Annotated in this window: 27 protein-coding genes; 3 read left to right on the top strand and 24 right to left on the bottom strand. The window is 54.9% G+C overall.

The genetic code is table 11. The features are described from left to right. Positions 1–22: 22 nt before the first annotated feature. The gene (locus HZB34_07295; protein MBI5315760.1) at positions 23–349 is read left to right on the top strand and encodes a PilZ domain-containing protein; all 327 of its coding nucleotides are present in this window, start codon (positions 23–25) and stop codon (positions 347–349) included. Between the two features lie 116 nt (positions 350–465). Here the strand turns inward: HZB34_07295 and HZB34_07290 are convergent, their stop codons facing one another. The 14 genes from HZB34_07290 to rpsF all read right to left on the bottom strand — a co-directional run bounded on the left by HZB34_07290 (position 466) and on the right by rpsF (position 10299). Beyond that, complete coding sequence (locus tag HZB34_07290; protein ID MBI5315759.1) at positions 466–1047, bottom strand: peptidylprolyl isomerase; 582 nt, start codon at positions 1045–1047, stop codon at positions 466–468. Between the two features lie 66 nt (positions 1048–1113). Then, complete coding sequence (locus HZB34_07285; GenBank protein MBI5315758.1) at positions 1114–1707, bottom strand: peptidylprolyl isomerase; 594 nt, start codon at positions 1705–1707, stop codon at positions 1114–1116. Positions 1708–1835: 128 nt separating this feature from the next. Next, positions 1836–2543, bottom strand: coding sequence for a ribonuclease III (gene rnc / locus HZB34_07280; GenBank protein ID MBI5315757.1), 708 nt, complete (start codon positions 2541–2543; stop codon positions 1836–1838). A gap of 161 nt (positions 2544–2704) precedes the next feature. After that, complete coding sequence (gene fabF / locus HZB34_07275) at positions 2705–3955, bottom strand: beta-ketoacyl-ACP synthase II (protein MBI5315756.1); 1251 nt, start codon at positions 3953–3955, stop codon at positions 2705–2707. Between the two features lie 15 nt (positions 3956–3970). Continuing rightward, complete coding sequence (gene acpP / locus HZB34_07270) at positions 3971–4204, bottom strand: acyl carrier protein (GenBank protein ID MBI5315755.1); 234 nt, start codon at positions 4202–4204, stop codon at positions 3971–3973. Between the two features lie 89 nt (positions 4205–4293). After that, complete coding sequence (gene fabG / locus HZB34_07265) at positions 4294–5037, bottom strand: 3-oxoacyl-[acyl-carrier-protein] reductase (GenBank protein MBI5315754.1); 744 nt, start codon at positions 5035–5037, stop codon at positions 4294–4296. A 17-nt stretch (positions 5038–5054) separates the two neighbouring features. Beyond that, positions 5055–6056: an ACP S-malonyltransferase gene (gene fabD, locus HZB34_07260; protein MBI5315753.1), complete on the bottom strand. Its 1002-nt coding sequence runs from the start codon at positions 6054–6056 to the stop codon at positions 5055–5057. 219 nt (positions 6057–6275) lie between these two features. After that, entirely contained in the window at positions 6276–7250 is a 975-nt protein-coding gene (locus HZB34_07255; GenBank protein MBI5315752.1) for a ketoacyl-ACP synthase III, read from the bottom strand. After that, the gene (gene plsX / locus HZB34_07250; GenBank protein ID MBI5315751.1) at positions 7247–8272 is read right to left on the bottom strand and encodes a phosphate acyltransferase PlsX; all 1026 of its coding nucleotides are present in this window, start codon (positions 8270–8272) and stop codon (positions 7247–7249) included. Before plsX ends, HZB34_07255 begins: the two co-directional genes overlap by 4 nt. A 163-nt stretch (positions 8273–8435) precedes the next feature. Beyond that, positions 8436–8621 carry a 50S ribosomal protein L32 gene (gene rpmF, locus HZB34_07245; GenBank protein MBI5315750.1) on the bottom strand — a complete coding sequence of 62 codons (186 nt, stop codon included), beginning with the start codon at positions 8619–8621 and terminating at the stop codon, positions 8436–8438. 36 nt (positions 8622–8657) lie between these two features. After that, the gene (locus tag HZB34_07240) at positions 8658–9266 is read right to left on the bottom strand and encodes a DUF177 domain-containing protein (protein MBI5315749.1); all 609 of its coding nucleotides are present in this window, start codon (positions 9264–9266) and stop codon (positions 8658–8660) included. 21 nt (positions 9267–9287) lie between these two features. Then, positions 9288–9545, bottom strand: coding sequence for a 30S ribosomal protein S18 (locus HZB34_07235; GenBank protein MBI5315748.1), 258 nt, complete (start codon positions 9543–9545; stop codon positions 9288–9290). 18 nt (positions 9546–9563) lie between these two features. After that, the gene (locus HZB34_07230; protein MBI5315747.1) at positions 9564–9965 is read right to left on the bottom strand and encodes a single-stranded DNA-binding protein; all 402 of its coding nucleotides are present in this window, start codon (positions 9963–9965) and stop codon (positions 9564–9566) included. Then, positions 9952–10299, bottom strand: coding sequence for a 30S ribosomal protein S6 (gene rpsF, locus HZB34_07225; protein MBI5315746.1), 348 nt, complete (start codon positions 10297–10299; stop codon positions 9952–9954). Before rpsF ends, HZB34_07230 begins: the two co-directional genes overlap by 14 nt. A 370-nt stretch (positions 10300–10669) precedes the next feature. Here rpsF and HZB34_07220 point away from each other — a divergent pair, with 370 nt between their 5' ends. Beyond that, complete coding sequence (locus HZB34_07220; GenBank protein MBI5315745.1) at positions 10670–11197, top strand: hypothetical protein; 528 nt, start codon at positions 10670–10672, stop codon at positions 11195–11197. 555 nt (positions 11198–11752) lie between these two features. Here the strand turns inward: HZB34_07220 and HZB34_07215 are convergent. The 10 genes from HZB34_07215 to HZB34_07170 form a co-directional block, all read right to left on the bottom strand. Continuing rightward, positions 11753–12301 (bottom strand): hypothetical protein, encoded by a 549-nt coding sequence (locus HZB34_07215; protein MBI5315744.1) that lies wholly within the window; start codon positions 12299–12301, stop codon positions 11753–11755. 828 nt (positions 12302–13129) lie between these two features. Further along, on the bottom strand, positions 13130–14221 hold the full coding sequence (gene ychF, locus HZB34_07210) for a redox-regulated ATPase YchF (GenBank protein MBI5315743.1): 1092 nt from the start codon (positions 14219–14221) through the stop codon (positions 13130–13132). 122 nt (positions 14222–14343) lie between these two features. Next, positions 14344–14940: an aminoacyl-tRNA hydrolase gene (locus HZB34_07205; GenBank protein ID MBI5315742.1), complete on the bottom strand. Its 597-nt coding sequence runs from the start codon at positions 14938–14940 to the stop codon at positions 14344–14346. 2 nt (positions 14941–14942) lie between these two features. Further along, entirely contained in the window at positions 14943–15728 is a 786-nt protein-coding gene (locus HZB34_07200; protein MBI5315741.1) for a 50S ribosomal protein L25, read from the bottom strand. 48 nt (positions 15729–15776) lie between these two features. Beyond that, positions 15777–16718 (bottom strand): ribose-phosphate pyrophosphokinase, encoded by a 942-nt coding sequence (locus tag HZB34_07195; GenBank protein ID MBI5315740.1) that lies wholly within the window; start codon positions 16716–16718, stop codon positions 15777–15779. A 193-nt stretch (positions 16719–16911) separates the two neighbouring features. Then, entirely contained in the window at positions 16912–17835 is a 924-nt protein-coding gene (gene ispE / locus HZB34_07190) for a 4-(cytidine 5'-diphospho)-2-C-methyl-D-erythritol kinase (protein ID MBI5315739.1), read from the bottom strand. Continuing rightward, positions 17828–19210, bottom strand: coding sequence for a sigma-54-dependent Fis family transcriptional regulator (locus HZB34_07185; GenBank protein MBI5315738.1), 1383 nt, complete (start codon positions 19208–19210; stop codon positions 17828–17830). Before HZB34_07185 ends, ispE begins: the two co-directional genes overlap by 8 nt. Continuing rightward, positions 19195–20892, bottom strand: a complete 1698-nt coding sequence (locus HZB34_07180) for a PAS domain S-box protein (GenBank protein ID MBI5315737.1) — start codon at positions 20890–20892, stop codon at positions 19195–19197. The genes HZB34_07185 and HZB34_07180 overlap by 16 nt, the downstream gene beginning before the upstream one ends. A gap of 199 nt (positions 20893–21091) precedes the next feature. Further along, the gene (locus HZB34_07175; protein MBI5315736.1) at positions 21092–22309 is read right to left on the bottom strand and encodes a type II secretion system F family protein; all 1218 of its coding nucleotides are present in this window, start codon (positions 22307–22309) and stop codon (positions 21092–21094) included. A gap of 158 nt (positions 22310–22467) precedes the next feature. After that, entirely contained in the window at positions 22468–23004 is a 537-nt protein-coding gene (locus tag HZB34_07170; protein ID MBI5315735.1) for a CDP-alcohol phosphatidyltransferase family protein, read from the bottom strand. Between the two features lie 144 nt (positions 23005–23148). Between HZB34_07170 and HZB34_07165 the strand changes: the two genes are divergently transcribed. Beyond that, on the top strand, positions 23149–23466 hold the full coding sequence (locus HZB34_07165; protein ID MBI5315734.1) for a hypothetical protein: 318 nt from the start codon (positions 23149–23151) through the stop codon (positions 23464–23466). Positions 23467–23473: the final 7 nt, after the last annotated feature.

Genomic DNA, 23473 nt, shown 5'->3' with positions numbered 1-23473 from the left:
CCAGTACGGTAGGACACTGACCATGAGCGCTGGGAGAGAACAAAAGATCAGAAAAGCGCGCCGAGTGGAGTTACGCTGCATCCTGGGATTTGCTTCCGGAGAGATTGAAGGCGATGCGACAGTGACGAACATCTCAACCTCCGGCTGTCGAGCCGAATCTGACGTCAACATGGCGGAAGGGCTCGACGTTCAGCTCACAATTTACCTACCCGACCAGTCGCCTCCCATCAAGGTTGAACGAGCCTCTGTACGTTGGGTCTCAGGCCGCGCTTTCGGTCTGAGCTTCATTCTGTTCTTCCCGTCGGAACGAGCCCGTCTCCGTACATTCATCGATACCATCAAAAAATAGCATCCGCTTTTCTACTTTCTACACTCCACGAGCAGCGCAGCCTCATGAACTCCAACTGCGCACATCGAGCGAGCACATTGTTATTGCGGATGCTCTGGGTCCGTGAAACCACACCGCTACTCAACAATCGTCACCGTTATCTCAATCCGCTCGTTCGGTAGGTCCTGAGCATTTCTTGCGAGAGCCACGATCTTATCGGCGACGCCAAGCCCTCTTACTACCTCGCCAAACACCGTGTATTTTCCATCGAGGAAGTGAGACGGCTCGACGACAATGAAAAACTGCGACCCAGCTGTGTCCCGCTCGTTCGCTCGCGCCATCGACACAATGCCTCGCTTGTGCGGGATGTCGCTGAACTCTGCTTTGAGCAAGATCGGATTACCCTTCTCATCCTTCGGCCCACCCTGCCCATAGGTGTCCTTGCGCAGCGAGTTCTTGGTATTGGGATCACCTCCCTGGATCATAAAGCCTGGAATCACCCGGTGAAAGATCGTCCCATCGTAAAAGCCTGATTTGGCCAGCTTGATGAAGTTTCCAACATGATTTGGAGCCACATCCGGATAGAACTTGAGATGCATGTCTCCGAACTTTGTCTTGATGATGGCTCTTGGACCGACGCTGGGCGGAGGCGGAGACGGAACCGGTGCCACCTCGGCCTTTCCTCCACAGCCCGTAAGAAGACCAATCCCCAATAGCATGCCGGCCAACACGAGACTTTTTATGACAACAGAATCATGCGTCATCGTCCGCCAACCTCGCATCGTTTACTCGCCCACCACGACCGTCATCTCCACGCGCTCTGTGGGAAGATCACGGCTGTTCCTCGGCAAGTTGACAATCTTGTCCGCCACCTCCATCCCCTTCACCACTTCACCAAAGACCGTATATTGCCCATCGAGAAAATTCGAATCCTTGACGACAACGAAGAACTGCGAACCGGCACTGTTGGGATCATTCGTGCGTGCCATGGAGAGAATCCCTCGCCGGTGAGGGATGTCATTGAACTCGGCTTTGAGCTTCTGGCTCGGCCCCCCCTGACCATAGGTCTCCGGCTTGTTCAGATCTTTGGTATTGGGATCGCCTCCCTGGATCATGAATCCTGGAATTACTCGATGAAAGATCGTGCCGTTATAGAAACCGGATTTTGCCAACGCGATGAAATTTTCAACATGTTTGGGGGCCTTCTCGGGAAAGAAGACGATGTCCATATCGCCAAACTTCGTTTTGAGCGTCGCCTTGGGACCTTTTATTCCTTCTACTGTTCCTGCCGCAGACTTGTCAGCCGCAAAGAGGGTACCCATCCCCAGCAACAGACCCCCAGCAAGCGTGAGCGCCACCGCGGACATTTTCACAATCATTCGTCTCTGCATGATACGCCTCCCTGGATTAGTAACTGATCCCCTTGTGAGGTGACCCTACCGTGCCGACTCGCCCACATCACTCATGAGTGTTTCTGCTGCAATCGCCAACGTTCGGGCGAGCTTGATCAAGCCTCTACCTGTTGGAGAGCCTGCTTCGCCGCCTGTTGCTCCGCCTCCTTCTTGCTGCGTCCAGACCCTCTGCCGACGACCTGGCTCTGAATGGACAGTTCCACCTCGAATAACTTTTGGTGGTCTGGTCCTGTTTCTCGAACGGTCACATAGCGCGGCAATGTGTCGTACCGCTTTTGACACCATTCTTGAAACTGAGTTTTATAGTCGCCTGCTCCCGGCTGCTCCTGTTGCGCGGCAACATGCGTGAGTTCCTCTGCGAAAATTTGGTGCGTCACCCTGCGGCTTGCTTCGAACCCTCCATCAAGATGAACCGCCGCAAGTACCGCCTCCAGTGCATCGGCCAACAACGAATCTTTTTCACGCCCTTTCGAACGGTCCTCCCCGCGCCCGAGCTTGAGATGCTCCCCGAGTCCGAGCCTACGGGCCACCTGCGCCAACGACGCCTCGCTGACCAAACGTGCTTTCACCTTGGAGAGCACCCCCTCTGAAGACTGCGGCAACACGGAAGCGAGATACTCACTGATCACAAGCGACAACACGGCATCGCCGAGAAATTCAAGCCGCTCGTTATGTTGAGGCGACGCTGTTTTCTGTTCATTGACCAGGGAGGAATGGGTCAAGGCCTCCTCGAGCAAGGACAGAGCCTTGAATCGATAACCCAACGAGGATTGGAGCACATCGGCAGAAGAAGCCGAAGTCATAGTCGATGGATCCGCATACCACACACCGGGGACAGAGACCCCCAACCATGGCCCCAGCCCCCAACAGTACAGAGAGAATTCGAGCAGCAAGCCCGCTGGCGGAAAGCGCGTCGTAGCAGCAGACCGGCAATTGCCGCTGAAGCGCTCATGAATGATGCTGGTTAGACATCAGGCTTCCTGAAGAGCAGGCAGGCATTGACCCCACCGAATCCAAAAGAATTCGACAGCGCCACCGTTACCGTAGCAGGCCTGGCCCTATGCGGAATATAGTCCAGGTCGCAGGCAGGGTCCGGATGATCGAGGTTGATCGTCGGTGGGAGTATCCCGTGGTGAAGCGCCAGAACCGTAAACACCGCTTCAATCCCGCCAGCTGCCCCGAGTAGGTGGCCGGTCATCGACTTAGTCGAACTGACAGGTATGTGGTAGGCCTGCTCACTGAACACCTGCTTGATGGCTTTGGTTTCAATGGCATCAGCCATCGTCGACGTGCCATGCGCGTTGATGTACCCGACCTGGTCCTTGCGGATACCGGCATCTTTGAGCGCCAACTCCATGCACCGGACTGCGCCTTCGCCCTCTTCAGACGGGGCAGTAATATGGTAGGCGTCGCTGTTCATGCCGTAGCCGATCAACTCGGCGTAGATACGAACGCCTCGCCGACGCGCGTGCTCCAATTCTTCCAAGACCACAACTCCGGCGCCCTCGCCAAGCACGAACCCGTCACGATCCTTGTCGAATGGCCGGCTCGCTTTCGTCGGATCGTCGTTGCGGAATGACAGGGCTTTCGACGCCGCAAACCCTGCGACACCCAACGTCGTGATGGCGGCCTCCGCCCCGCCGGCAATCATGACATCAGCATCACCAGCCTGAATCAGTCGGTACGCGTCCCCGATGCAATGATTGCCCGTCGCACAGGCAGTCACAGCACAGGAGTTCGGTCCCTTGGCACCCAGCCTGATCGCCACCTGACCGGAGGCCAGATTGATGATGGTCATGGGAATGAAAAATGGGGAGACACGCCCAGGGCCTTTTTCCTGCAGAATCTTATGATAGTGCTCGATCGATCCTAGCCCTCCGATACCAGAGCCAATATAGACACCGACTTTCGTGGCCTCTTCCGGCGCTACGGTAAACCCCGCATCATCCACTGCCAGCTGGGCTGCGCCCACGGCATAATGGATGAACGTATCCATCTTTTTGATTTCTTTTTTCTCGATGAACTGGGCTGGATCGAAGTCTTTCACTTCGCCGGCGATTTGGGCATCGTACGCTGCAGGATCGAATTTTGTGATTCGACTGATGCCGGACTCGCCGGCACAGATGGCCTTCCATGTCTTGTCGACACCGGTTCCCAGAGGCGTAATCAGCCCCAGACCGGTTACCACAATCCGCCTGGTCGAGCGAGGACTCATCACGTTCTGAGGCTGCTACGCTTTTTCCTTTATATAGTCCAGTGCTTTCCCGACCGTCAGAATCTTCTCCGCATCTTCGTCGGGGATTTCAATGCCGAATTCTTCTTCAAGGGCCATCACCAACTCAACCGTATCGAGCGAATCGGCGCCAAGGTCTTCCACAAAACTGGCTTCCGGCGTCACCTCATCTTCTTCAACTCCTAACTGCTCACCGATAATTTTTTTCACCCGTTCATCCACAGTACCCATTGCTTTTCCTGCCTCCTTTCCCATCCTGTATCCTCCTTGTCACTGCAGGCCTATAGCCCGCAGCATTATACAATATTCTGATAGAGCCGTTACACCATCAACATCCCACCGTTCACATGTAAGACATGCCCTGTGATATAGGCGGCTTCGTCCGACACGAGAAAGCGCACCGCCGCCGCAATATCAGCCGGAGTACCCAGCCGCCCTAAGGGAATTTGCTTCTGAAGCGTGTCTTTCACTTCTGTCGATAATCCCTGTGTCATGGCCGTATCGATGAAACCGGGCGCGACCGCATTCACCGTGATTGAGCGGCTGGCATATTCACGTGCAACCGTCTTGGTCAATCCAATCACCGCCGCTTTCGATGCTGCGTAATTCGCCTGGCCCACATTTCCCATCACCCCGACGATCGACGCAATGTTGACGATACGACCATACCGCTGCTTGGTCATCGAGAGCAAGACCGCCTTGATGCAATTGAACGTCCCGTTCAAATTGACTTGCAACACCAGGTTCCAGTCTTCCTCCTTCATCCGCAATAATAGCCCGTCTCGCGTAATCCCGGCATTGTTCACCAGGATATCGACCTTCCCCCATTCCTTGAGCACGTGATCGACCATGGCCTTGGTGTCAGCGGCGTCTGCCACATTGACTTTGACGTTTAATGCCTTGCGCCCAAGCTGCTCGACCGCCGCAATCGTGTCCATCGACCGGCTCGGATCGAGATCAGCCACCGCAATATCGGCCCCGGCTTGGGCCAGCACTTCCGCTATTGCACGCCCAATTCCTTGAGCCGCCCCTGTCACAATCGCAACCTTGCCTTGAAGTGACATCACAACTCCGTTCATCGCTAAACGTTATTCGTTAAACGCTCTGACATTACCGTTTCACGATTCACGTTTAACGTCCTTAGGGTCGCCTCAAGCGACTTCGGATCGTTGACATTCAGAGTCACGGCGTCCGGCAGAATCCGTTTGATCAAGCCGCACAACACCGTTCCCGGCCCGACCTCGATGAACGTCTTCACACCCATTGCAGCCATGACCTTCACGCTATCTTCCCAGAGGACTGAAGAAGGAAGCTGTCGTACCAATGATGCCTGGATATCACAGGCCTTGTTGATCGCTCTCGCTTCCGCATTGTTGACCAAAGGCATCTTGAGATCGGACCAGTTGATCGCTGCCAAATCTTCGGCAAGTCGATCAGCGGCCTGCTGCATAAGCGGCGTATGGACCGGCACACTGACGGGGAGTGGGATCGCCTTCTTACATCCTTTGCCCTTTGCCAGTTCAATGGCCCGTTCCACCGCAGCCTTTTCTCCGGCAATGACAATCTGGCCAGGAGAATTGAAGTTTGCTGCAGCCACGACTCCAGCAGATGAGGCCTCCCGGCAGACCTCTTTCACCACGTCAGCGCCGAGACCGAGAAGCGCAGCGACAAGCCCTGTTCCTGGCGGAACCGCTTCGGCCATATAGCGGCCTCGCTTCTGCACGATCCCCACCGCCTCCCGATAGGTCATGCCCTCCGCTGCAACCAGCGCCGAATATTCGCCAAGGCTGTGACCGGCCACTGCAACCGGCGAAATACCCAATGGCTTGAAGGCATAGAGCGCGGCCATACTGCTCACCAGCAAGGCAGGCTGTGTATATTCCGTGAGGTTCAACCGTTCTGCGGGCCCCTCAAAACACAATGCGGCGATGTCATATCCCAGCACCGAGGAGGCCTCTTCATAGAGACTCTTAATGCCCGGGTCAACTGCAAGCAGCGCTTTTCCCATCCCGACTGATTGAGACCCCTGTCCCGGAAAGACCAGTCCAATACCGGATGACCTTGTGGATTGGAGAGTCGCCATACTACTGGGGTGATTGCACGAGGCTACTGGTTACTCTTGATCATTTACAGGATCACACTGGAGCAGCGCATCGCGCCGCTCCCATGACGTTAGATATCGTCGAATCCCCGTTGAATGTCAACGGGAAAAAGTTCTGGAAGGCCGTCAGCGGTCAGCCCTCAGCCATCAGCGAGAATTTCCGATCCGGAGCTGACAGCTGATCGCTGAAAGCTTCGTCCCCTACCACCTGATGAGCGCAGATGCCCAGGTCAGTCCGGCGCCGAAGGCCCCTAACATCACCAGGCTTCCTTCTTTGATCAGCCCCTGCTGCAGGGCTTCATCCAAGGCAATGGGAATCGATGCTGCTGACGTGTTGCCATACCGATCAAGATTCAACATCACTTTTTCCGGCGGGAGTCCGAGACGCTCAGCGACTGCTTTGAGAATACGCACATTCGCCTGGTGCGGCACATAGAGGTCGAGGTCCTCCACACGGAGATGATTCGCAGCCAGGGTCTCCCGCGCGACTTCTTCCAAGGTCCGAACCGCCACCTTAAAGGTCTCGTTCCCCCTCATCTTGATATACTGCATCCGTTCCGCCACAACCTTGTCAGAAGGCGGCAAACGCGATCCCCCCCCCGGCACCGCAATCAATTCGCAGAGCGCGCCATCAGAACGAAGATGTGTTGAAAGAATACCTCGGTCGTTCTCACTCGCACTGACGACCGCTGCTCCAGCCCCATCGCCGAACAAGATACAGGTATTGCGATCGGTCCAGTCGGTAATTGCCGACATCACTTCCGACCCGATAATCAAGACATGGCGCATGCCGGTTTTCACATAGGCATCCGCCATCGATAATGCATAGACGAACCCGCAACAGGCAGCCGACAGGTCACAGGCCGCCGCGCGCGTGGCTCCCAGCTGATGTTGAATCAGGCAGGCGGTGGCAGGAAGCGGATGATCACCGGTGCAGGTGGCCAGCAGAATCAGATCAAGATCGGCTGCACTCACCCCTGCAGCCGTCAGGGCCCGCTCCGCCGCCTTTACCCCCAGATCAGAACAGGCTTCACCGGGACCGGCCACATGTCGCTCGCGGATGCCTGTCCGTTCGACGATCCATTCGTCCGATGTGGCCACCATCCGCTCAAGATCGGCATTGGTCAACACCCTGGTCGGTACGTACGATCCAGTCCCTACAATGCGGGCTCTCATGCCGATGCATCCTCGGTGGGCTTGGTCTGTGAGAGGCTCTCATCAATATCACGTCGAATCAACTCATCGACGCGATGCTCAGCCAGTCCCTTCGCCCGGCGGATGGCATTCTTGATCGCCTTGGCGGATGAACGACCATGGCAGATCATCGTGATACCATTGACACCTAAAAGCGGGGCGCCCCCGAACTCGGCATAGTCGATTTTCTTCTTCAAGTTTAGGAGTGGCGTGGCAATAAGAGGATACGCCAAGCGACCGAGGAAGGATCCGGAGATCTCCTTGATCAATAACTTCTTGATCGTATCGGCCACCCCCTCGGAAATCTTCAGCGCGACGTTCCCGATAAAACCATCGCACACCACGACATCGGTGCTTCCACTATAGACATCACGGCCTTCGACATTGCCGATGAAGTTGAGCGTACTCGCTTTGAGAAGCTTGAACGCCTCCTTCGTGACTTCATTCCCTTTGCTGTCCTCCTCCCCGATACTCAACAGCCCGACACGGGGGTTGGGTTTTCCAAAGAGGTATTTGCCGTACTCATTCCCCATGATAGCGAACTGAGTGAGGTGCTGAGCCGTACAGTCCACATTCGCCCCCACATCCAACATGATCGCCGTACCGGTCAGAGTGGGCAAGCTTGTCGCGATCGCCGGGCGCTCGACACCCTTCGTGAGCCCAAGCAGAAAGAATGACGCCACCATACTGGCGCCGGTGTTGCCGGGACTGACCACGGCGCTTGCCTCGCCGCTCTTGACCAATTCCGTAGCAATCCAGATGGAGGAATCCCGCTTCTTCCGGGCTACGGCAGCCGGGGACTCGTGCATTTCGACGACCTGAGAAGCATGCCGAATAGATACACGAGAGTCTGTGCAACCAAGACGACGACATTCGGCGTTGAGAGTCGTCTCATCACCGACCAACAGCACCTCGACATCACATTCCTGGGCAGCCTGGAGAGCCCCTTCTATGACCGGGGCCGGTCCATGGTCAGAGCCCATGGCATCAAGCGCAATCTTCATAAGCGACTGAGTGTTTCGTAACAGATGACGTGTCGGTGATGACACAAGACGAGTAACGCGTCACCACGCGACATGCGGCAGGAGTGTAGAGCAGTAAGGTGCTCGACGCAACAGGCAAAGACACACAATCCCGTTGTGCTCCCTCGGGCCAGGGGCCTCCGAGCTAGGACTCTTCGACCTGGATCACCGCTTTGCCCTTATACGTTCCACAATTCAAGCAGGTGTAGTGCGGCAGCTTAAGCTCGTGGCACTGCGGACAGACGGACATGCCCGGCGGCGTGATACGCAGTTTCTGTGTGCGCCGCTTATCTCGTCGTTCCCGTGAATGTTTATGTTTCGGATTTGGCATGGCAACTCTTTCTCACTTTCGATAGCGGCGGTCACGCTAGGAGGCTGACGATCCTCCGGCCTTGCGATTCGTGACCTGGATTACTCGAACTGTCGGCATCGGCAGTTCTTCAGAACACTGGCAGGGGCCCTCATTCAGGTTTTTCCTACATCGTGGACAGAGCCCCAAACAGTCGTCGTTGCAGAGAGGCTGCATCGGAGCAGACAGGATGATGTGTTCACGCAACATAGGAGCCAGTTCCAGCTGATTGCCTTGATATTGATACTGATCGTCCGGTTCCTCTTCTTGCTCGGCCTCTACGTTTTTTGTATTTGTTTTTCGGGAATCGACTCGCTTCGGATGACGCGGCGTCGACTTGGGTTCCGGAACGAAGGCGGCCCGCACAGAGAAGGCCAACGGATCTTCATACTCTTTTAAGCACCGCACACATTCACGGATAACTGTACCCTCCAGCACACCAGTCACAGCGACCAGCCCTTCAACGTTGGTCAGCTCAAGACTCACTGCCAGCGGGCCTTGGACTATGGCCTCATCCTCGGTGAGGCCAAGCTCTTCAGCCGTCGCCTCGCCGACCAGCGAAAGCCCATCGACCGTTATGTCAGCCAGCAGCGGCCTGAGAAATTCCATCACGGCACCTGCCTGCATTCCCATCCCCAACGTGACCGGTTATCGTTCTTCCGCAAAACTGATGAGAGCGATGTGCCGAGCCCGTTTGACCGCAGCCGTCAGCTCGCGCTGGTGCCTCATGCAATTGCCGGAGATACGCCGCGGGACGATCCGACCCCGCTCAGTGAGAAAATTTCTCAGCAGCCCGACATCTTTAAAATCGATCGATCCCTGGTCGATACAAAATCGACAAGGCCGGCGACGTTGAAAAAAGCGCCCGCCACCCTCTCGATCTCCACCCTGTTGTTCACGCTCCATAAACCGTCTCCCTAATTGTTAGACATGTTCATCGGATTCATATCCGGCATCATCGTGCACCGGCGCCTCAACTCCGCCACCACCGCCGTCCTGGCGTTTCGGCATAAATGTCACCGTTTGAGCCACCACTTCGTGCTTGCTGCGCTTCTGGCCGTCCTCTGTTTCCCATCGGCGCTGCTGCAGCCGACCGTCGACGATGATCCCACTCCCCTTGCTCAGATACTGTCCACAATGTTCTGCCTGCTTGCCGAAGACGACAATATCGACAAAACAGACTTCTTCTTTCAATTCGTCCCCCTGCTTATATCGCCTGCTGACCGCGAGACCCAAACTGGCCACAGGTGTCCCATTCGGCGTGTACCGCAACTCAGGGTTCCTCGTAAGGTTTCCGAGGAGGATGACTTTATTAAATCCTGCCACCGGCAAACTCCTCTGATATCGCCTCACGCGGCCGTGGCGGCACCAGTTCTTTCTTGAGATGGACGGTCAAGAACTTGATGATAGAGTCCTCCAAACGATAGGACCGTTCTAATTCACCGACCGTGACATTAGGCGCCCTGAAATAGAAGTAGACGTAGGTCCCCTTCCGTTCTCGCTTCACCTCGTACGCAAGTTTCTTCTTACCCCAATTTTCTGACTTGATGAACTGCGCGCCGGTCTTCTCTGCCACCGCCTTCATCTTCTCGATCAAGGCCGTGGTCTCCTGGTCAGAGACAGACGCACGAATAATGAATAGAGACTCGTAGAGCTCCATGCAGCAATCCTCCTGGACAAAGGCCCCGGATCAATTGTCCGGAGCGAGGTGTAGGCGCCTCTATATGAGGCGTAAAGAAGGTTGGACGCTATCACAGCGGTGGAGAAACTGTCAATTTATTGGAGATCAGGCCGGAGGAACGGAGCTTGCCGAACTTCATAGTTCTTGAATCTTTGAGAATCGTGGGGAGGATCAGATCTGCCAGCCGGAGTGACGGCTGCAGTATATTGAGATTCCCTGTCTGTGATCCGTGTTGATAACGATTGTGAAACTGTCGATTAGTTGAAGAAAAATGAACGGAACCTGGGCTATACTTTCCGCAGCGTAAGCTCTGACCGAAGGCCACCCTGTAATAATCCAATACACAGCCATGTCAAAAAAGAAAAAAAAGACACCAGCCGGCGAGCCCACCCCCCCCATCATCACGAACCAACCTCCTTCACCTCTTAAGCGAGCAGTGAAGTGGATATCTGTCACCATACTGATATGCGCTTCTCTCTCCGGTCTGATGGCATTTGCCCCCGTCCTGACCATAGATGTCGGCACCCCACAAGAACCCAACAATCCATTCTCTTACCCCTTCATCGTAAGTAACAATATGCTTGTGCCATTGTTTGGAGTGACCATTGTGTGCAGAGAGGAAGGGAAATTTGAAGGAGGGGGGACATTCGACAATAAGACTGATGGTTCTGAAGAAACACTTCCCATCATGGCTCCGCACCGAAAAGCGACCGCACCTTGCCATCGAGGATTTACGATCAATGCGCCACTGGAGAGCGCGGTGGTCACTGTAGCTGTGTCTTATTCTCCCTTTTTATGGCCATTCAAACTATCCGCGATCCGTCAGTTTAAAGCAGAAGTGAATGCCGATAAGAAAACCCTGTGGCTCCCCCAATGAACCAACCAGGCGCTTACTCGTTCTCCAGCAAGTAATCGGCGCGATAGTTGCCACGACGGCCTGCCTAGCCCGCATTATTCACGAAGGCTTCTACTGCAACCGCCGATACGCTGTTCCGACGGGCGTGCTCGCCACTCAGTCGGTCAACATACTGTTTAAGTATGCTTCCCTCCTTCCCGGCTGCGCTTGCCCGTCTCACAACACGTCTCAGCGGTTTCGTCACGAACCCTCGTGAATAATGCGGGCTAAGCTCAACCGCTCCCTTGCTTCCGGGACAGGAGCCGGTGGCCTGAGGCTCTTCGCTCTCTCACCTCCCACGACACCCCATCCACGGCGCTCTGAAGCGGAAGCCTTCCGGAATTCCCGCCGCACCGTGGCCTCACGACCACGGTGCTATGGTCAGTTCCGGCTTTCCTTCTTCAGACGCCGGGCGGGGTCCCCGTCGCTCCGGTGAAGTCCGCTCAGACCCACAGGCCACCAGCTGAGGAGATACCAATGCAGTTCTTATAGGAAGAATAGATTGGATAAAGAAGCGATGTCAGACACCATTGCTATTTAAAATTCTCTGGTTGGGTTATAGCACTCAACTGAACTTGTTAGCGGGTCAATTATCAAAAGCCAAAGGTCGAGACGGCGGCGTAGCGCTGGCCTAACATTTTTTCTCAGAAGGTTCATATACCGGTCGGAGTTAGGCAAGGCAAGAGCAAGACGCGTTGGCTTGTCGTTATTTGCAAGCTGGCTCATCACATTTGAGAGACCGCTGTGCCCTTCTCCCGCGGGTTCATCATAGTATGAAACCACGCTAGCGAGGGCCCTATCGAAATTATTATCAAGGGTGGAAGAGGCTCCACGCCCAAGCCCTTTGCATTCAACTTTCCAGATACATGACTTATCGCGAGCAATTATGTCCGGGCCGTTGGTTGAGAAAGAAATATTTTCACAACCCACTCGATGTAACTTCTCTTTTAGTTGACGCTTCTGTTCTTCGAGGGATAGTTCTTGCCCCCTGGCAGGAGATACTACTACGGCCTCTACGGTTCCAAGACCTTGGAGCCACAGAGCTGCTGCGCACAGTACATCAAACTCTGATACGGACTCTTTCAATTCAATCACCTCATGCAATGTACTTTCTGAGTATTTAGTCATGGAGTTTTTTCAACTCATACTTGCTCGCCCTGGTCCAAATATTGATGGTAGCAGTTCTGGTGCCATATCCTCACCAGATAGATATTGGTTTGGTCGATGTATTGCTTCTCAAGGAACACGTCTGGCTCTTCTCTCGTAAGAGACTTGTCGCAAAGGGCACCCACCTGAGCCAAACCTGGGAGTCGAAAATTTAGGTTCATAAGTTATTTATTTCATAAGTGTGGCGTCAATTCTATCAGCTTTACTATCACTAACGATTGGCACGTTAAAAGCGGGAACGGCGCAAGACTCCGCCCAGATGGAAAGTGAAAAATGCATGAGGCTCAAAAGGCCATACAGCAAGGCAGCAGTCATTTTACGGGAGTGGCTGGGATAATCCCAACTGCGCGCGTCCACCGATCACTTTCCGAAGTGAGGGGTGCGCGAGCAAGGGATTGTCCCACCCACCCCCATCTTTTCTCAGAGTCCGAGAACACGGGGTCTGACACCGCTTTATTCCATGGCAGAACAAGCTACTTCTGTAAACTTCCAGTGTTAACAGAGACGGTGAGTTGCCCCGCAGGGTGTGCTAAGGCTCAGAGCGGACGTTGCCGGAGAAGCGGGGACCCAGCGAGGCTCTGCCGGGAAGGAAAGCGGAAACTGACTGAGTCCGCGAAGGAATTTCCGAAGGTTTCCGCCCGGCAGAGTCCGCTGGGTCGCTTCGGGAGGCACGGGAGCGAAGGGCCTTGGCACACCCTGACTCTAGACGGTGACGGATACAAGAGGTAATAAGAAAATGAACGGAGGCTAGACGTTGAAGCGAAAGTAGACGATGTCGGCTTCTTTGATGACGTAGTCTTTGCCTTCGAGCCGAAACAGTCCCTTCTCCTTCACCTTCGCCTCCGACCCGCAGGCCATAAGATCGTCATAGTGATAGACCTCGGCACGGATGAAGCCACGCTCCATATCGGAATGAATCTTGCCCGCCGCTTGGGGAGCCTTCATGCCTTTGGGAATCGGCCAGGCCCGCGATTCGATCTCTCCGGCAGTAAAGAAAGTAATGATGTTCAGCAAGGTGTAGGCTTCACGGGTCAGCCGGACAAGGCCCGATTCCGTAAGCCCCATTTCCTTGAGAAAGTCCATCCTTTCACTCTCAGAAAGAGTGGAAAGCTCCGCTTCGAGCTGGCCGCAGATCGTGACGACTCGTGCGCCGCGTCTGTCGGCGAACTCACGAACCAACTTGACCAATGCCTCGTCGGCGTTTGCCTGTTCCGACACATTCGCCACAAAGAGCACCGGCTTCGCTGCCAACAGTTGACATTCATCGAGCACCACACGCTCTTCGGGGCTATAGGTCAGGTTGCCAAGCCATTCGCCCTTATCTAGCAGTCCGATCAGTTTGTCTATGAAGGCCACTTCGAACGCGGCCTTTTTATCACCGGCCCGGACTTTCTTTTCCGTCTTTTGCTTTCGCCGGTCGAGTGTCTCGAGATCGGCCAACATGAGCTCGGTCTCGATCACACCGATGTCACTGAGCGGGTTGATACCGCCGCTGACATGCACCACATCCGTTCCCTGAAAACAGCGGACGACATGGAGCAGCGCATCGACTTCTCGGATGTGGCCGAGAAACTGATTGCCGAGCCCCTCACCCTTGCTCGCCCCTTCCACCAAGCCGGCAATATCGCGAACCTCAAGCGTACTGTAGGTTGTCTTCTTCGACTTGAAGAGTTCGGTAAGGACTCCGAGCCGCGGATCCGGCACCAGCGCGATGCCGGTATTGGGATCGACGGTCGCGAAGGGATAGTTGGCAGCCAATGCGCCACTGCCGGTGAGCGCGTTGAAGACGGTAGTCTTCCCCACGTTCGGAAGTCCAATCATTCCACAACAGAGTCCCATTGTTCCTCACCTCACTCCTCGACTATGCGGAGAACCTTATTCACAGGGACGCAGCCAGGTTGACTCTGACTGCGCGCGTCCACCGAGCACATTCCGATCGTGCGCGGTGCGCGAGCAAGGAGTCAGCCTGGCTGCGTCCCCTCATCTTCTCCAGGTTTCTCGCGAACATTAAACTGATTCATCGCCACCGCGACCCCTCGATGAATGAGACATTCCAACGCCTCCACAGCGCGGTCGAGACAAGGGCTCAACACCTCAAGCTCTTCCTTCGTGAATGGCTGCAACACATAGTCTGCCGAATCCTGACGCGGCGCCGGTCGACCGATTCCGATCTTGACCCGTACAAACTGGGATGTCCCGATCGCGTCGATAACCGACTTGATCCCATTGTGACCCCCATGCCCACCGGCTTGTTTGATCCGGAGACGTCCCAGATCAAGATCAAGATCGTCATGGACGAGAATCAGATCGTCGGCAGTCAGCGAACATTCACGCAGAAGGCCTTTGAGCGGGGGACCGGTAAGGTTCATCCAGTCGAGGGCACCGGCGAGTTCGAGGAGTTGTGATCCGAGCCGTCCCCCCCCACGATGAGCCGTGCCACGCTTGGTGAGACGGATGGACCACCGAGCCGCGGCCCGCTCTATGACCCACATGCCGACGTTGTGGCGGGTTTGGGCATAGGCAGCCCCCGGGTTGCCCAGCCCAACGATGAGGTACAAAGTTACTTCTTCTTTTCGGCTTCTTTCTTCTCAGCTTTTGGCGCTGCAGCCCCTTTTTTCTCGCCGCCTTTGGCATCAGGAGCGGCAGCTGCGGCACCGGCCTTCGCCGGCTCACCACCCTCAGCGCCTTCACCTGCCACTTTACCCTTTGCAGCCACCTCAGGCTCCGTCGCACCCTCCGGCGCGGCTGCACCACTTGCAAGGAGCGATTCGAGTTTAGCTTCCGTCATCGGCGCCGCGACACTCACGACCATTTGATCTGGATCATCCAGATAGCGCACCCCTTCGCGCGCAGCCAGGTCTTTCAGATGGAGACCCTGCGCAATGGCGAGCCCCGAGGCATCGACTTCAATGAAGTCCGGCAACGCAGCAGGGAGACACTCGATATGCAACTCACGCATATTGTGATGAAGGATACCGCCTTCTTTGACGCCGGCGGGGACTCCCCCAGTTAAATGCAGGGGGACCTTCACGCGAATCGGCTTGTCCATCGAGATTTCAAACAGATCCGCATGGAGCACATTCCCTTCAACCGGATCGACTTGGAAATCGCGTAAGAGCGCGGTCCGATTCGGTTTCGACTTCGCACCAGTGAGCGTGAGCGATACGAGCGCAGCTCCTCCCGCCTGGGCCTTCAAAATCTTGACCAGGCTATCCGGTTCAATGGTCAAGAGCAGACATTCACCTTGACCGTACAACACACCGGGAACCTTGCCATCCCGCCGAAGCTGGCGTGCCGCACCCTTTCCGGTTTTCTCTCTCACTGAGACTGTTAGTTCGAACTTCATGATACGCCTCCGCCCCCTTTTCGCTTTACGAGATGCCCAACTCCCACCTTAGGCAAACAGTGAGCTCACCGACTCATCTTCATGGATTCGCCTGATCGCTTCACCCAACAGTGGGGCGATCGATAATTGATGCAACTTCGGGCAGATCAGCTCTTTACCCCGTAAGGGGATTGAGTTAGTCACAATGACTTGCTTCAGACAGGATTGCTGAATCCGTTCTAACGCCGGCCCAGTGAGCACCGCGTGGGTACAGGCGGTCCAGACTTCCCGAGCCCCGCGATCCATACAGGCCTGCGCCCCCTTCACAATGGTGCCGGCCGTGTCGATCATGTCATCCAGCAGGAGCGCACTTTTCCCTGCAACGTCGCCGATGATGTTCATAATGGCCGTCTGATTCGGTCCTTCACGCCGCTTGTCGATAATCGCCAGGCTCGCGTCGAGCCGCTTCGCAAAGGCCCGGGCCCGCTCGACTCCGCCTGCATCTGGCGAGACAACCACGAGGTCGACGACCTTCTTCTTCGTGATGTAATCCAATAGTACGGGCAATGCATAGAGGTGGTCTACCGGCACATTGAAGAATCCCTGGATCTGCCCTGCATGGAGGTCCATTGTCAGCACCCGATCGGTGCCGGCTGTGCTGATGAGATCAGCCACCAGTTTCGCAGAAATCGGCACACGCGGCTGATCCTTCCGATCCTGGCGAGCATAGCCGAAATAGGGGATGACCGCTGTGATGCGATTCGCGGAGGACCGCTTGAGCGCGTCGATAATGATCAGCAACTCCATCAGGGAGTCGTTGACAGGCTGGCAACTCGACTGCACGACAAACACGTCGCCGCCACGAACATTTTCTTCAATCTTAACGCGAATTTCACCGTCGCTGAAGGACCCGACCGTCGCCTCGCCGAGTTTGGTCCCGAGGTAGGAACAAATCTCATGGGCCAAGGCCGGATTCGCATTGCCAGAGAATATCTTTAGCTCTCCGCTCATCGATTTCTCAGAGGGTCCTTAGGATGCAGCCGCATCACAGTCTAATATCGTGTCGTATTTGGTCGTCTCGACGGCGGACGTCGGTGGGCGTGATCGTTACGCCTACCTATCATTCACTGCGCGCTGTTGAGGAAGCCAATTGAGGGGGCAAACTGTAACGGAATGTACGGGGAGTTGTCAACCGAGCCTCCGTCTATCGCGGTTGTTCATATCGCCAGGCGAGCGGACTGGAGCAGGTCTGAATGACAAACACCTTCATCACGTTCTCTCTTATAAAATGAGCTTGAGCCAGGCGGGCGCGCCCTTCGTCCGCAAACACCCCGAACACTGTTGCTCCACTTCCGGATAGTAGCGCGATCTCGGCTCCGTGATCCTGTAGACTCCGCTTGATCTCCCGAAGCTTTTCATGCGCGGCGAAAACCGGTGCCTCGAAATCGTTCTCTGCCGCCGCAACCAATTCGGTCCAGCTCACCCGCGACTGCCGATCGAGTTTTCGGTGGGCCGGTGAAAGAGGCGTCACAGCGGTCCTGGTAGCAGCCAATTCCTGATAGGCCCACTTCGTATCGACCCCAAAACCTGGATTGACGAGCACAACCCAGCGGCGCCCTTCAATCACCACAGGCCGGACTGTTTCTCCTCGACCTGCCACAAACGATGAAGGGGCAAAAAGAAAAAATGGCACGTCGCTACCCAACGAATGGCCGACATCAGCCATCTGCGCCGGAGACCACTCCAGCTGTAAGAGAAGGTTCAAGCCTATGATGGTCGCTGCAGCATCACTGCTCCCGCCACCGAGGCCTGCTCCCATTGGAATACGCTTACGCAACCCAATATCGAGTCCAATCGATCGCTGAGCCCGCGCCAACACCGCGGTAGCTGCGCGATAGACGAGGTTACTCTGGTCTGCAGCCAGTTGCATCACATCACACCTCAGATGAATATCCTGGCGGTCGGTTCGTAACGTGATTTCTATCTCGTCGTCGAGAGCAACCGTCTGCATGATCGACCAGAGATTGTGGAACCCGTCGGGACGACGGTCGAGGATGCGCAGGGTCAAGTTGATTTTGGCAGGGGCAATAACGATGATCGTGGCTGGGCTCGGCTGGGGGCTAATCACGGCCTCCCTTGATAGCATACTTCTCTAGTCGATAGCGAAAGGATCGCGTGTTGAGTTTCAGAAGCCGTGCGGCCTTTTTCTTGACCCACATGGCTCGTTCGAGCGCTTTTAAGAGCAGGTCTTTTTCTATCCCGTTGATAAGTTCTTCTAAGTCTAATCCGTCTTCAGGCAAATCGGTAGGCACTCCCTGCTGCTGTGGGGTGACGGCACGGTGAAGCCAGCCGCGGATATCCTCGTCCGACACAGGTGCACCGGAGGAAAAAGTAACCACGCGCTCAATGAGATTTTCAAGTTCGCGCACATTACCGCGCCATTCATGCCCCAGCAGCACCTGCATCGCCCCTGAGGTCAATACGGGAGCCGGCTTGCCGCTCTCCTGTGAAAACTTCTCCAGGAAATGGTTTACAAGAAGCGGAATGTCTCCTGTTCGAAGGCGCAACGGCGGGAGCCGAATCGGAATCACATCCAAGCGGTAATAGAGATCTTCACGAAATGAGCCATCGGCCACGGCCTTTTCCAGATCCCTATTGGTCGCGGCTACAATGCGCACATCGACCTTGATATCCTGATTGCCGCCTACGCGCCGGAATTCCCGTTCCTGAATAACACGCAGCAGCTTGACTTGGATTATCGGGGTCGTATCGCCAATTTCATCCAGGAAAATCGTGCCGCCGTTGGCGACCTCGAACAACCCTGCCTTATTGGCCATCGCACCGGTAAAGGACCCCTTCATATGCCCGAAGAGTTCGCTTTCGAGTAACGTCTCCGGCACGGCACTGCAATTCACTGCCACAAAGGGCATCGAGCTTCGGGCACTGTTATAGTGAATCGCGCGAGCCACCAACTCTTTTCCCGTTCCGCTTTCTCCACAAATCAGCACATTGCTCTTGGCGTCTGCGACCTGGCGCACCACGTCGAATACCTTTTGCATACTCTCACTTTGGCCGACCAGTTGGGCAAACGACGACTGGCTCGCCATTTCACGCTTTAGGAGAATGTTTTCCGCCGAGAGACGCCTCTTCTCCAGGGCGTTGCGGATGATCAGCTGTACTTCATCAACCTGAAACGGCTTGGTCAGGTAGTCATACGCACCCTGTTTCATCGCATCAACCGCCGAGTCTGCAGTCGCAAATGCCGTAATGACGAGGACCACGGTCTCAGGAGAAGAAGACTTCACCGCCTTCAAGACCGCCATACCATCAGCCTTCGGCATACGAAGGTCTGTAATGACGAGATCGAATATCTCCTTGTCTATATGGCCGATGGCCTCTTCACCATCCGACGCCTCGATCACGGCATAGCCCGCCCGTTTGAGCATGATGCTCAGGACTTCGCGCAGCCCTCTCTCGTCGTCAACAACTAAGATCTTTTCCACGGTGTCCGTCCCTCATGCCACAACCGCACCCCGGTTTCCCCTGAACGCGGCATACATACGACAAACCGAGAGCCTTCCCGTTCCTGACTTTCAACCTTGATCCACCCGCCGTGCAGATCGACGATGCGATGTACCGCGGCAAGACCCAGTCCCGACCCCTCCTTTTTCGTCGTGAAAAACGGAAGAAAAATCTTGTCGAGATTCTGTCGCGGAATCCCTTCCCCTGTATCGTGAAACGCGATTTCAATGACGTCTCCCCTACGTTCACCAATTTCAATGCGGCGGCAACTCGTCGAGATCGTCAACTGACCACCATTAGGCATCGCTTCAAATGCATTCGTTGCCATATTCCAGAAGACTTGCCGGAACTGATCCTGATCAACCATGGCGGTAAGCGGTTCGACCGCCAGAGACGTAACGATGTTGATCTTGGAACGTGTCCGCGCTTCATGTTGAACGAGATCGAGCGTCTCAGCAAGCACTTTATTGAGATCACGCTCCGCGAGATCAAGCGCCGGCGGACGTGCGTACTGGAGAAACTCGGTGATGATGTTGTCAAGGCGCGTTGCCTCCCGAATCGCAATGTCCATCAACCGGCGATTGGTTTCATCTTCTATGGCATCTTTCCGGAGCATTTGCATTGCGCCAGCCAATGCGCCAAGCGGATTCCGAATCTCGTGGGCCATCCCGGCAGACATTTCACCCAAACTCGCCAGCCACTCCTTTCGACGCATCTCCTCTTCAAGATCTCGAATCTGTGTCAGATCTTTGAACACACCGACCAAGCCTGTCTGCTTCCCCTGTTCATGCAATGGAGAAAGGGTCATTCCGAGAATCAGTCGGTTACCATCAGCACGCTTACATTCTACTTCGAATCTCGTCGCCGCGGGCACCGCACCATTGAGTCGTTCGTCTGCTGGTTCACTAGGATGCCAGTTGAAAACCTCGCGCCAGGGACGTCCGGCCACGTCAGCAATCGTATACCCAGTCGCTTCCTGTGCCGCTGGGTTGAATGACGTGATGCATCCCCCGGCATCTGCAGTAAATACGCCGCTGCTGATGCTATGAACGATATTCTCGTGAAAGACTTGGAGACGCGTTAACCCCTGCTCCTTCTCGCGCAACGATCGATCTGCCAGCTGAAGTTGTTCGGCCAAGGTCCCACCCAGAATCCCAACGACAAGCAGGGCAAGGGCATAGACCCCGAATGTTTGAAATGTTTCAGGCAGAGTCAGCCGACTCGGCGGCATCCAACCCCACTCCTCGATAAGACCATACAGTTGAATATTCGTTAAGGCTCCAAAAAAAATAATACAAAAACAGGCGGTAAGAAGCCCTACCCGCCGGCGCGGAACGAGGCTCGCGACTGCCACCGTCATCACATACAGCACTGCGAACGGACTGTCGATCCCTCCCGTTCTCGTCACCAACACAGTTTCAAGGAGGAAGTCGATCGCCACTTGAGTCCAAAAAAGTATCGTGAGAGCCGCTTGTGAGGTGAGCATTCGGAGCAGAATAGCGGAAGGGATCGTCAAGACGCAGGCAACGATAATCAGGGTGTAGAACGTTTCAATCCGCCCGTCCTTCCCGACTTGAAATACGAGGGACAGGCCGAGCATCAGGGTCACAAGAGCCATTCGAAGCCCCATGATCCAATAGAGTCTTGTGCGAAGATTACTCATGACTGGAAGACCACCGGGCGGAAAGGATTTGGACGGAACATGAAGAGAGATATGCCTTGTTCATTCCCCTCGGATAAGCGGCCAGGGACCCTATCATCACCCATTTGACAGTCGCCAAATAGAGCACCCGGAAAGGCTTGGAGCCTTCATGCCGGGAATCTGGCCCAGCTTGGTGAGAAGAGTAGGTGAAACACGAGTATCACCCGATTGCGGACGCCATTTTAAATATCGGAAGATACATGGCAATCACGATAAACCCGATGACAACCCCCAGAAACACCATCATCGCCGGCTCAAGCAACGCCGTCAACGAGGCAACCGCCTGATCAACTTCTTCTTCGTAAAAGTCTGCGATTTTCCCCAACATGGCGTCGAGCGCGCCGGTTGATTCACCGACGGCAATCATATGCGTCACCATCTTGGGAAACACCCCGCTCGATGCCAAGGGATCGGCGATGGTCTTTCCGCCACTGATACTGAGGCGAGCATCCAGCAACGTTTCTTCAACAACCTTATTGCCCGATGTCTTTGCGCAGATGGACATGCCATCGAGTAATGGAACCCCGCTCGAGAGCAAAGTCCCGAGCGTGCGGGTAAACTTGGCGACCGAAGCCTTTCTGATGAGGTCTCCCACCACTGGTACCTTGAGAAGCAATTTATCAATGACCTTCCGACCTTTAACCGTCCCATAATATTTCTTAATACCAAAGATGAGCCCCACAATACCGCCAAGAATGATGTACCAGTAGGCTATAAAGAAGTTGCTCGTGTCGATAACAATTTGCGTAGGACCTGGCAACGCCACTTTCCCACCTGACAGGTCAAGAAACATCTTTGCAAAGATTGGAATGACAAAGAGCATGAGGATAGTAATAACAACAACTGCGACGCCCATGATCGTGATGGGATATACCATGGCAGACTTGATCTGCCCTTTGAGCTTCATCGCTTTCTCAATGTATACGGCGAGACGTGTCAGGATCGTATCGAGCAGGCCCCCCACCTCACCGGCATGAACCAAATTCACGTAGAGATCGTCGAAGATTTTGGGAAAGCGCCGCAAGGCATCCGAGAAAGTCGAACCTGCCTCAACCTGAACCTTTACTTCACCAATCGTCTCTCGTAGTACTTTATTCTCGGACTGGGTCGAGAGGATTTCGAGGCACTGCACCAAGGGCAGACCCGCATTGATCATCGTGCCAAATTGCCGTGTAAATACAACCAGGTCTTTATCGGTGAGGCCGGAGCCCAAGTTTATCTTGAATCCACCTGCTCCACTCTTTTTTTCTTCCAGACTGGTGACAACGACGCTTTGCTTGCGGAGTTGATCCACCGCCTCATCGCGGGTTTTCGCGCTCAACTCGCCCTTCTTGACCGTACCCCCTCTGGTTCGTCCGACGTACGCAAAGGTAGCCATGCGCAACTCTCACCCTTCGATATGGCCATAGCACTGGCCGGTTGTAGACCGAGAGGAATACCTACATGGCGAGTCTACTGGCCACCTCAAAACCTGTCAAACAAATGCATATTCTCGACGCAATGTGCGAGGTAGGTAAGGTCAAAAAATACAACCCTTTAGCCGCCGGTCACACTCGTGTGTCGAAACCCTCTGTAGAGATAGTGCAACCCGGATAACAGCGTGAAGGAAACCATGCCGAGCAAGAGAGGCAGCATGATGCTGAGGTCGATGTGACGGGAGGTCAAGAATATCACGACGACAACATAGGACAACTGGAGAAACGTGGTGCCTTTACCCAAGAATGTGGGAGTGATATCGATGCGAGACTCTGTGAAGTGTGCGACCGCCGTTCCCAGCAACAGTATCACATCCCGGCTGACCACGAGGATGGTTACCCACAAAGGAATCAAATGAATCATTGATAGCGTGATGAACCCCGAGGTCAGGAGTAATTTATCAGCCAGAGGATCCAACACGGCCCCGAACCTTGTATGCTGGTTCTTCATGCGCGCGATCGCCCCATCGAGCGCATCAGTGATCCCAGCCACGAGAAGCACGACAAGCGCTTCATTGAATCTCCCGTATATCAGCAGCCCAATGTAGCAGGGGATGAGGAGAATACGGAGGATGGTCAAGCTGTTGGGGATATTCATATCATCTGGAACACAGAAACCCACCACGGCGGGGGGAGATGATAGGAGGGCCTTTAGGTAGTTGTCAACGGCTTGCAGTCAGCAATGCCCCGCCCTATAATTCAAAGTCTCAGTCTATCCCAACCGGGTATCACGGGGGTCGTAATGAGTTCTCTTCCTCTGCTCTTCAAAAGAGAAGGGCTGGTTGAAAAGCACCAGCTTGAAGGAGTCGACCCTAGCGATCGGTATTTCAATCGGACGGTCCTTGTCAATCGAACAGCCTCAGGTTACGCTGCCAAGGTCATGTATGAAGCTCTGATCGTCGAGGGACACTCCCATCCAACCATCACCGCCGCGGTACAAGAACTGGTCGAATCGATGCAGAAGTTGGGCTTCAGCAAAATGAGAACCCGCGCAAATTTCAAAGGCATGAAATATCTCGCCGAAAAAGAGACCTGGGTCGATTACCAGGACCCCGCGTAGCCGAGCC

The organism is Nitrospirota bacterium (assembly GCA_016219645.1).
In the GTDB taxonomy this organism is placed as follows: Bacteria; Nitrospirota; Nitrospiria; order Nitrospirales; family Nitrospiraceae; genus Palsa-1315.
This window is presented reverse-complemented; position numbering and strand designations above follow the sequence as displayed.

What these genes read in the sequence shown, in the direction of transcription:
- fabF (MBI5315756.1), bottom strand. Translation starts at nt 3,955, where the DNA reads ATGAGTCCTCGCTCGACCAGGCGGATTGTGGTAACCGGTCTGGGGCTG.
- HZB34_07220 (MBI5315745.1), top strand. Translation starts at nt 10,670, where the DNA reads ATGTCAAAAAAGAAAAAAAAGACACCAGCCGGCGAGCCCACCCCCCCC.
- acpP (MBI5315755.1), bottom strand. Translation starts at nt 4,204, where the DNA reads ATGGGTACTGTGGATGAACGGGTGAAAAAAATTATCGGTGAGCAGTTA.
- rpsF (MBI5315746.1), bottom strand. Translation starts at nt 10,299, where the DNA reads ATGGAGCTCTACGAGTCTCTATTCATTATTCGTGCGTCTGTCTCTGAC.
- fabD (MBI5315753.1), bottom strand. Translation starts at nt 6,056, where the DNA reads ATGGCGACTCTCCAATCCACAAGGTCATCCGGTATTGGACTGGTCTTT.
- HZB34_07200 (MBI5315741.1), bottom strand. Translation starts at nt 15,728, where the DNA reads ATGAAGTTCGAACTAACAGTCTCAGTGAGAGAGAAAACCGGAAAGGGT.
- plsX (MBI5315751.1), bottom strand. Translation starts at nt 8,272, where the DNA reads ATGAAGATTGCGCTTGATGCCATGGGCTCTGACCATGGACCGGCCCCG.
- fabG (MBI5315754.1), bottom strand. Translation starts at nt 5,037, where the DNA reads ATGTCACTTCAAGGCAAGGTTGCGATTGTGACAGGGGCGGCTCAAGGA.
- HZB34_07165 (MBI5315734.1), top strand. Translation starts at nt 23,149, where the DNA reads ATGAGTTCTCTTCCTCTGCTCTTCAAAAGAGAAGGGCTGGTTGAAAAG.
- HZB34_07255 (MBI5315752.1), bottom strand. Translation starts at nt 7,250, where the DNA reads ATGAGAGCCCGCATTGTAGGGACTGGATCGTACGTACCGACCAGGGTG.
- HZB34_07170 (MBI5315735.1), bottom strand. Translation starts at nt 23,004, where the DNA reads ATGAATATCCCCAACAGCTTGACCATCCTCCGTATTCTCCTCATCCCC.
- HZB34_07295 (MBI5315760.1), top strand. Translation starts at nt 23, where the DNA reads ATGAGCGCTGGGAGAGAACAAAAGATCAGAAAAGCGCGCCGAGTGGAG.
- ychF (MBI5315743.1), bottom strand. Translation starts at nt 14,221, where the DNA reads ATGGGACTCTGTTGTGGAATGATTGGACTTCCGAACGTGGGGAAGACT.
- rnc (MBI5315757.1), bottom strand. Translation starts at nt 2,543, where the DNA reads ATGACTTCGGCTTCTTCTGCCGATGTGCTCCAATCCTCGTTGGGTTAT.
- rpmF (MBI5315750.1), bottom strand. Translation starts at nt 8,621, where the DNA reads ATGCCAAATCCGAAACATAAACATTCACGGGAACGACGAGATAAGCGG.
- HZB34_07235 (MBI5315748.1), bottom strand. Translation starts at nt 9,545, where the DNA reads ATGGAGCGTGAACAACAGGGTGGAGATCGAGAGGGTGGCGGGCGCTTT.
- HZB34_07180 (MBI5315737.1), bottom strand. Translation starts at nt 20,892, where the DNA reads ATGAGTAATCTTCGCACAAGACTCTATTGGATCATGGGGCTTCGAATG.
- HZB34_07285 (MBI5315758.1), bottom strand. Translation starts at nt 1,707, where the DNA reads ATGATTGTGAAAATGTCCGCGGTGGCGCTCACGCTTGCTGGGGGTCTG.
- HZB34_07195 (MBI5315740.1), bottom strand. Translation starts at nt 16,718, where the DNA reads ATGAGCGGAGAGCTAAAGATATTCTCTGGCAATGCGAATCCGGCCTTG.
- HZB34_07290 (MBI5315759.1), bottom strand. Translation starts at nt 1,047, where the DNA reads ATGCTATTGGGGATTGGTCTTCTTACGGGCTGTGGAGGAAAGGCCGAG.
- HZB34_07175 (MBI5315736.1), bottom strand. Translation starts at nt 22,309, where the DNA reads ATGGCTACCTTTGCGTACGTCGGACGAACCAGAGGGGGTACGGTCAAG.
- HZB34_07240 (MBI5315749.1), bottom strand. Translation starts at nt 9,266, where the DNA reads ATGCAGGCAGGTGCCGTGATGGAATTTCTCAGGCCGCTGCTGGCTGAC.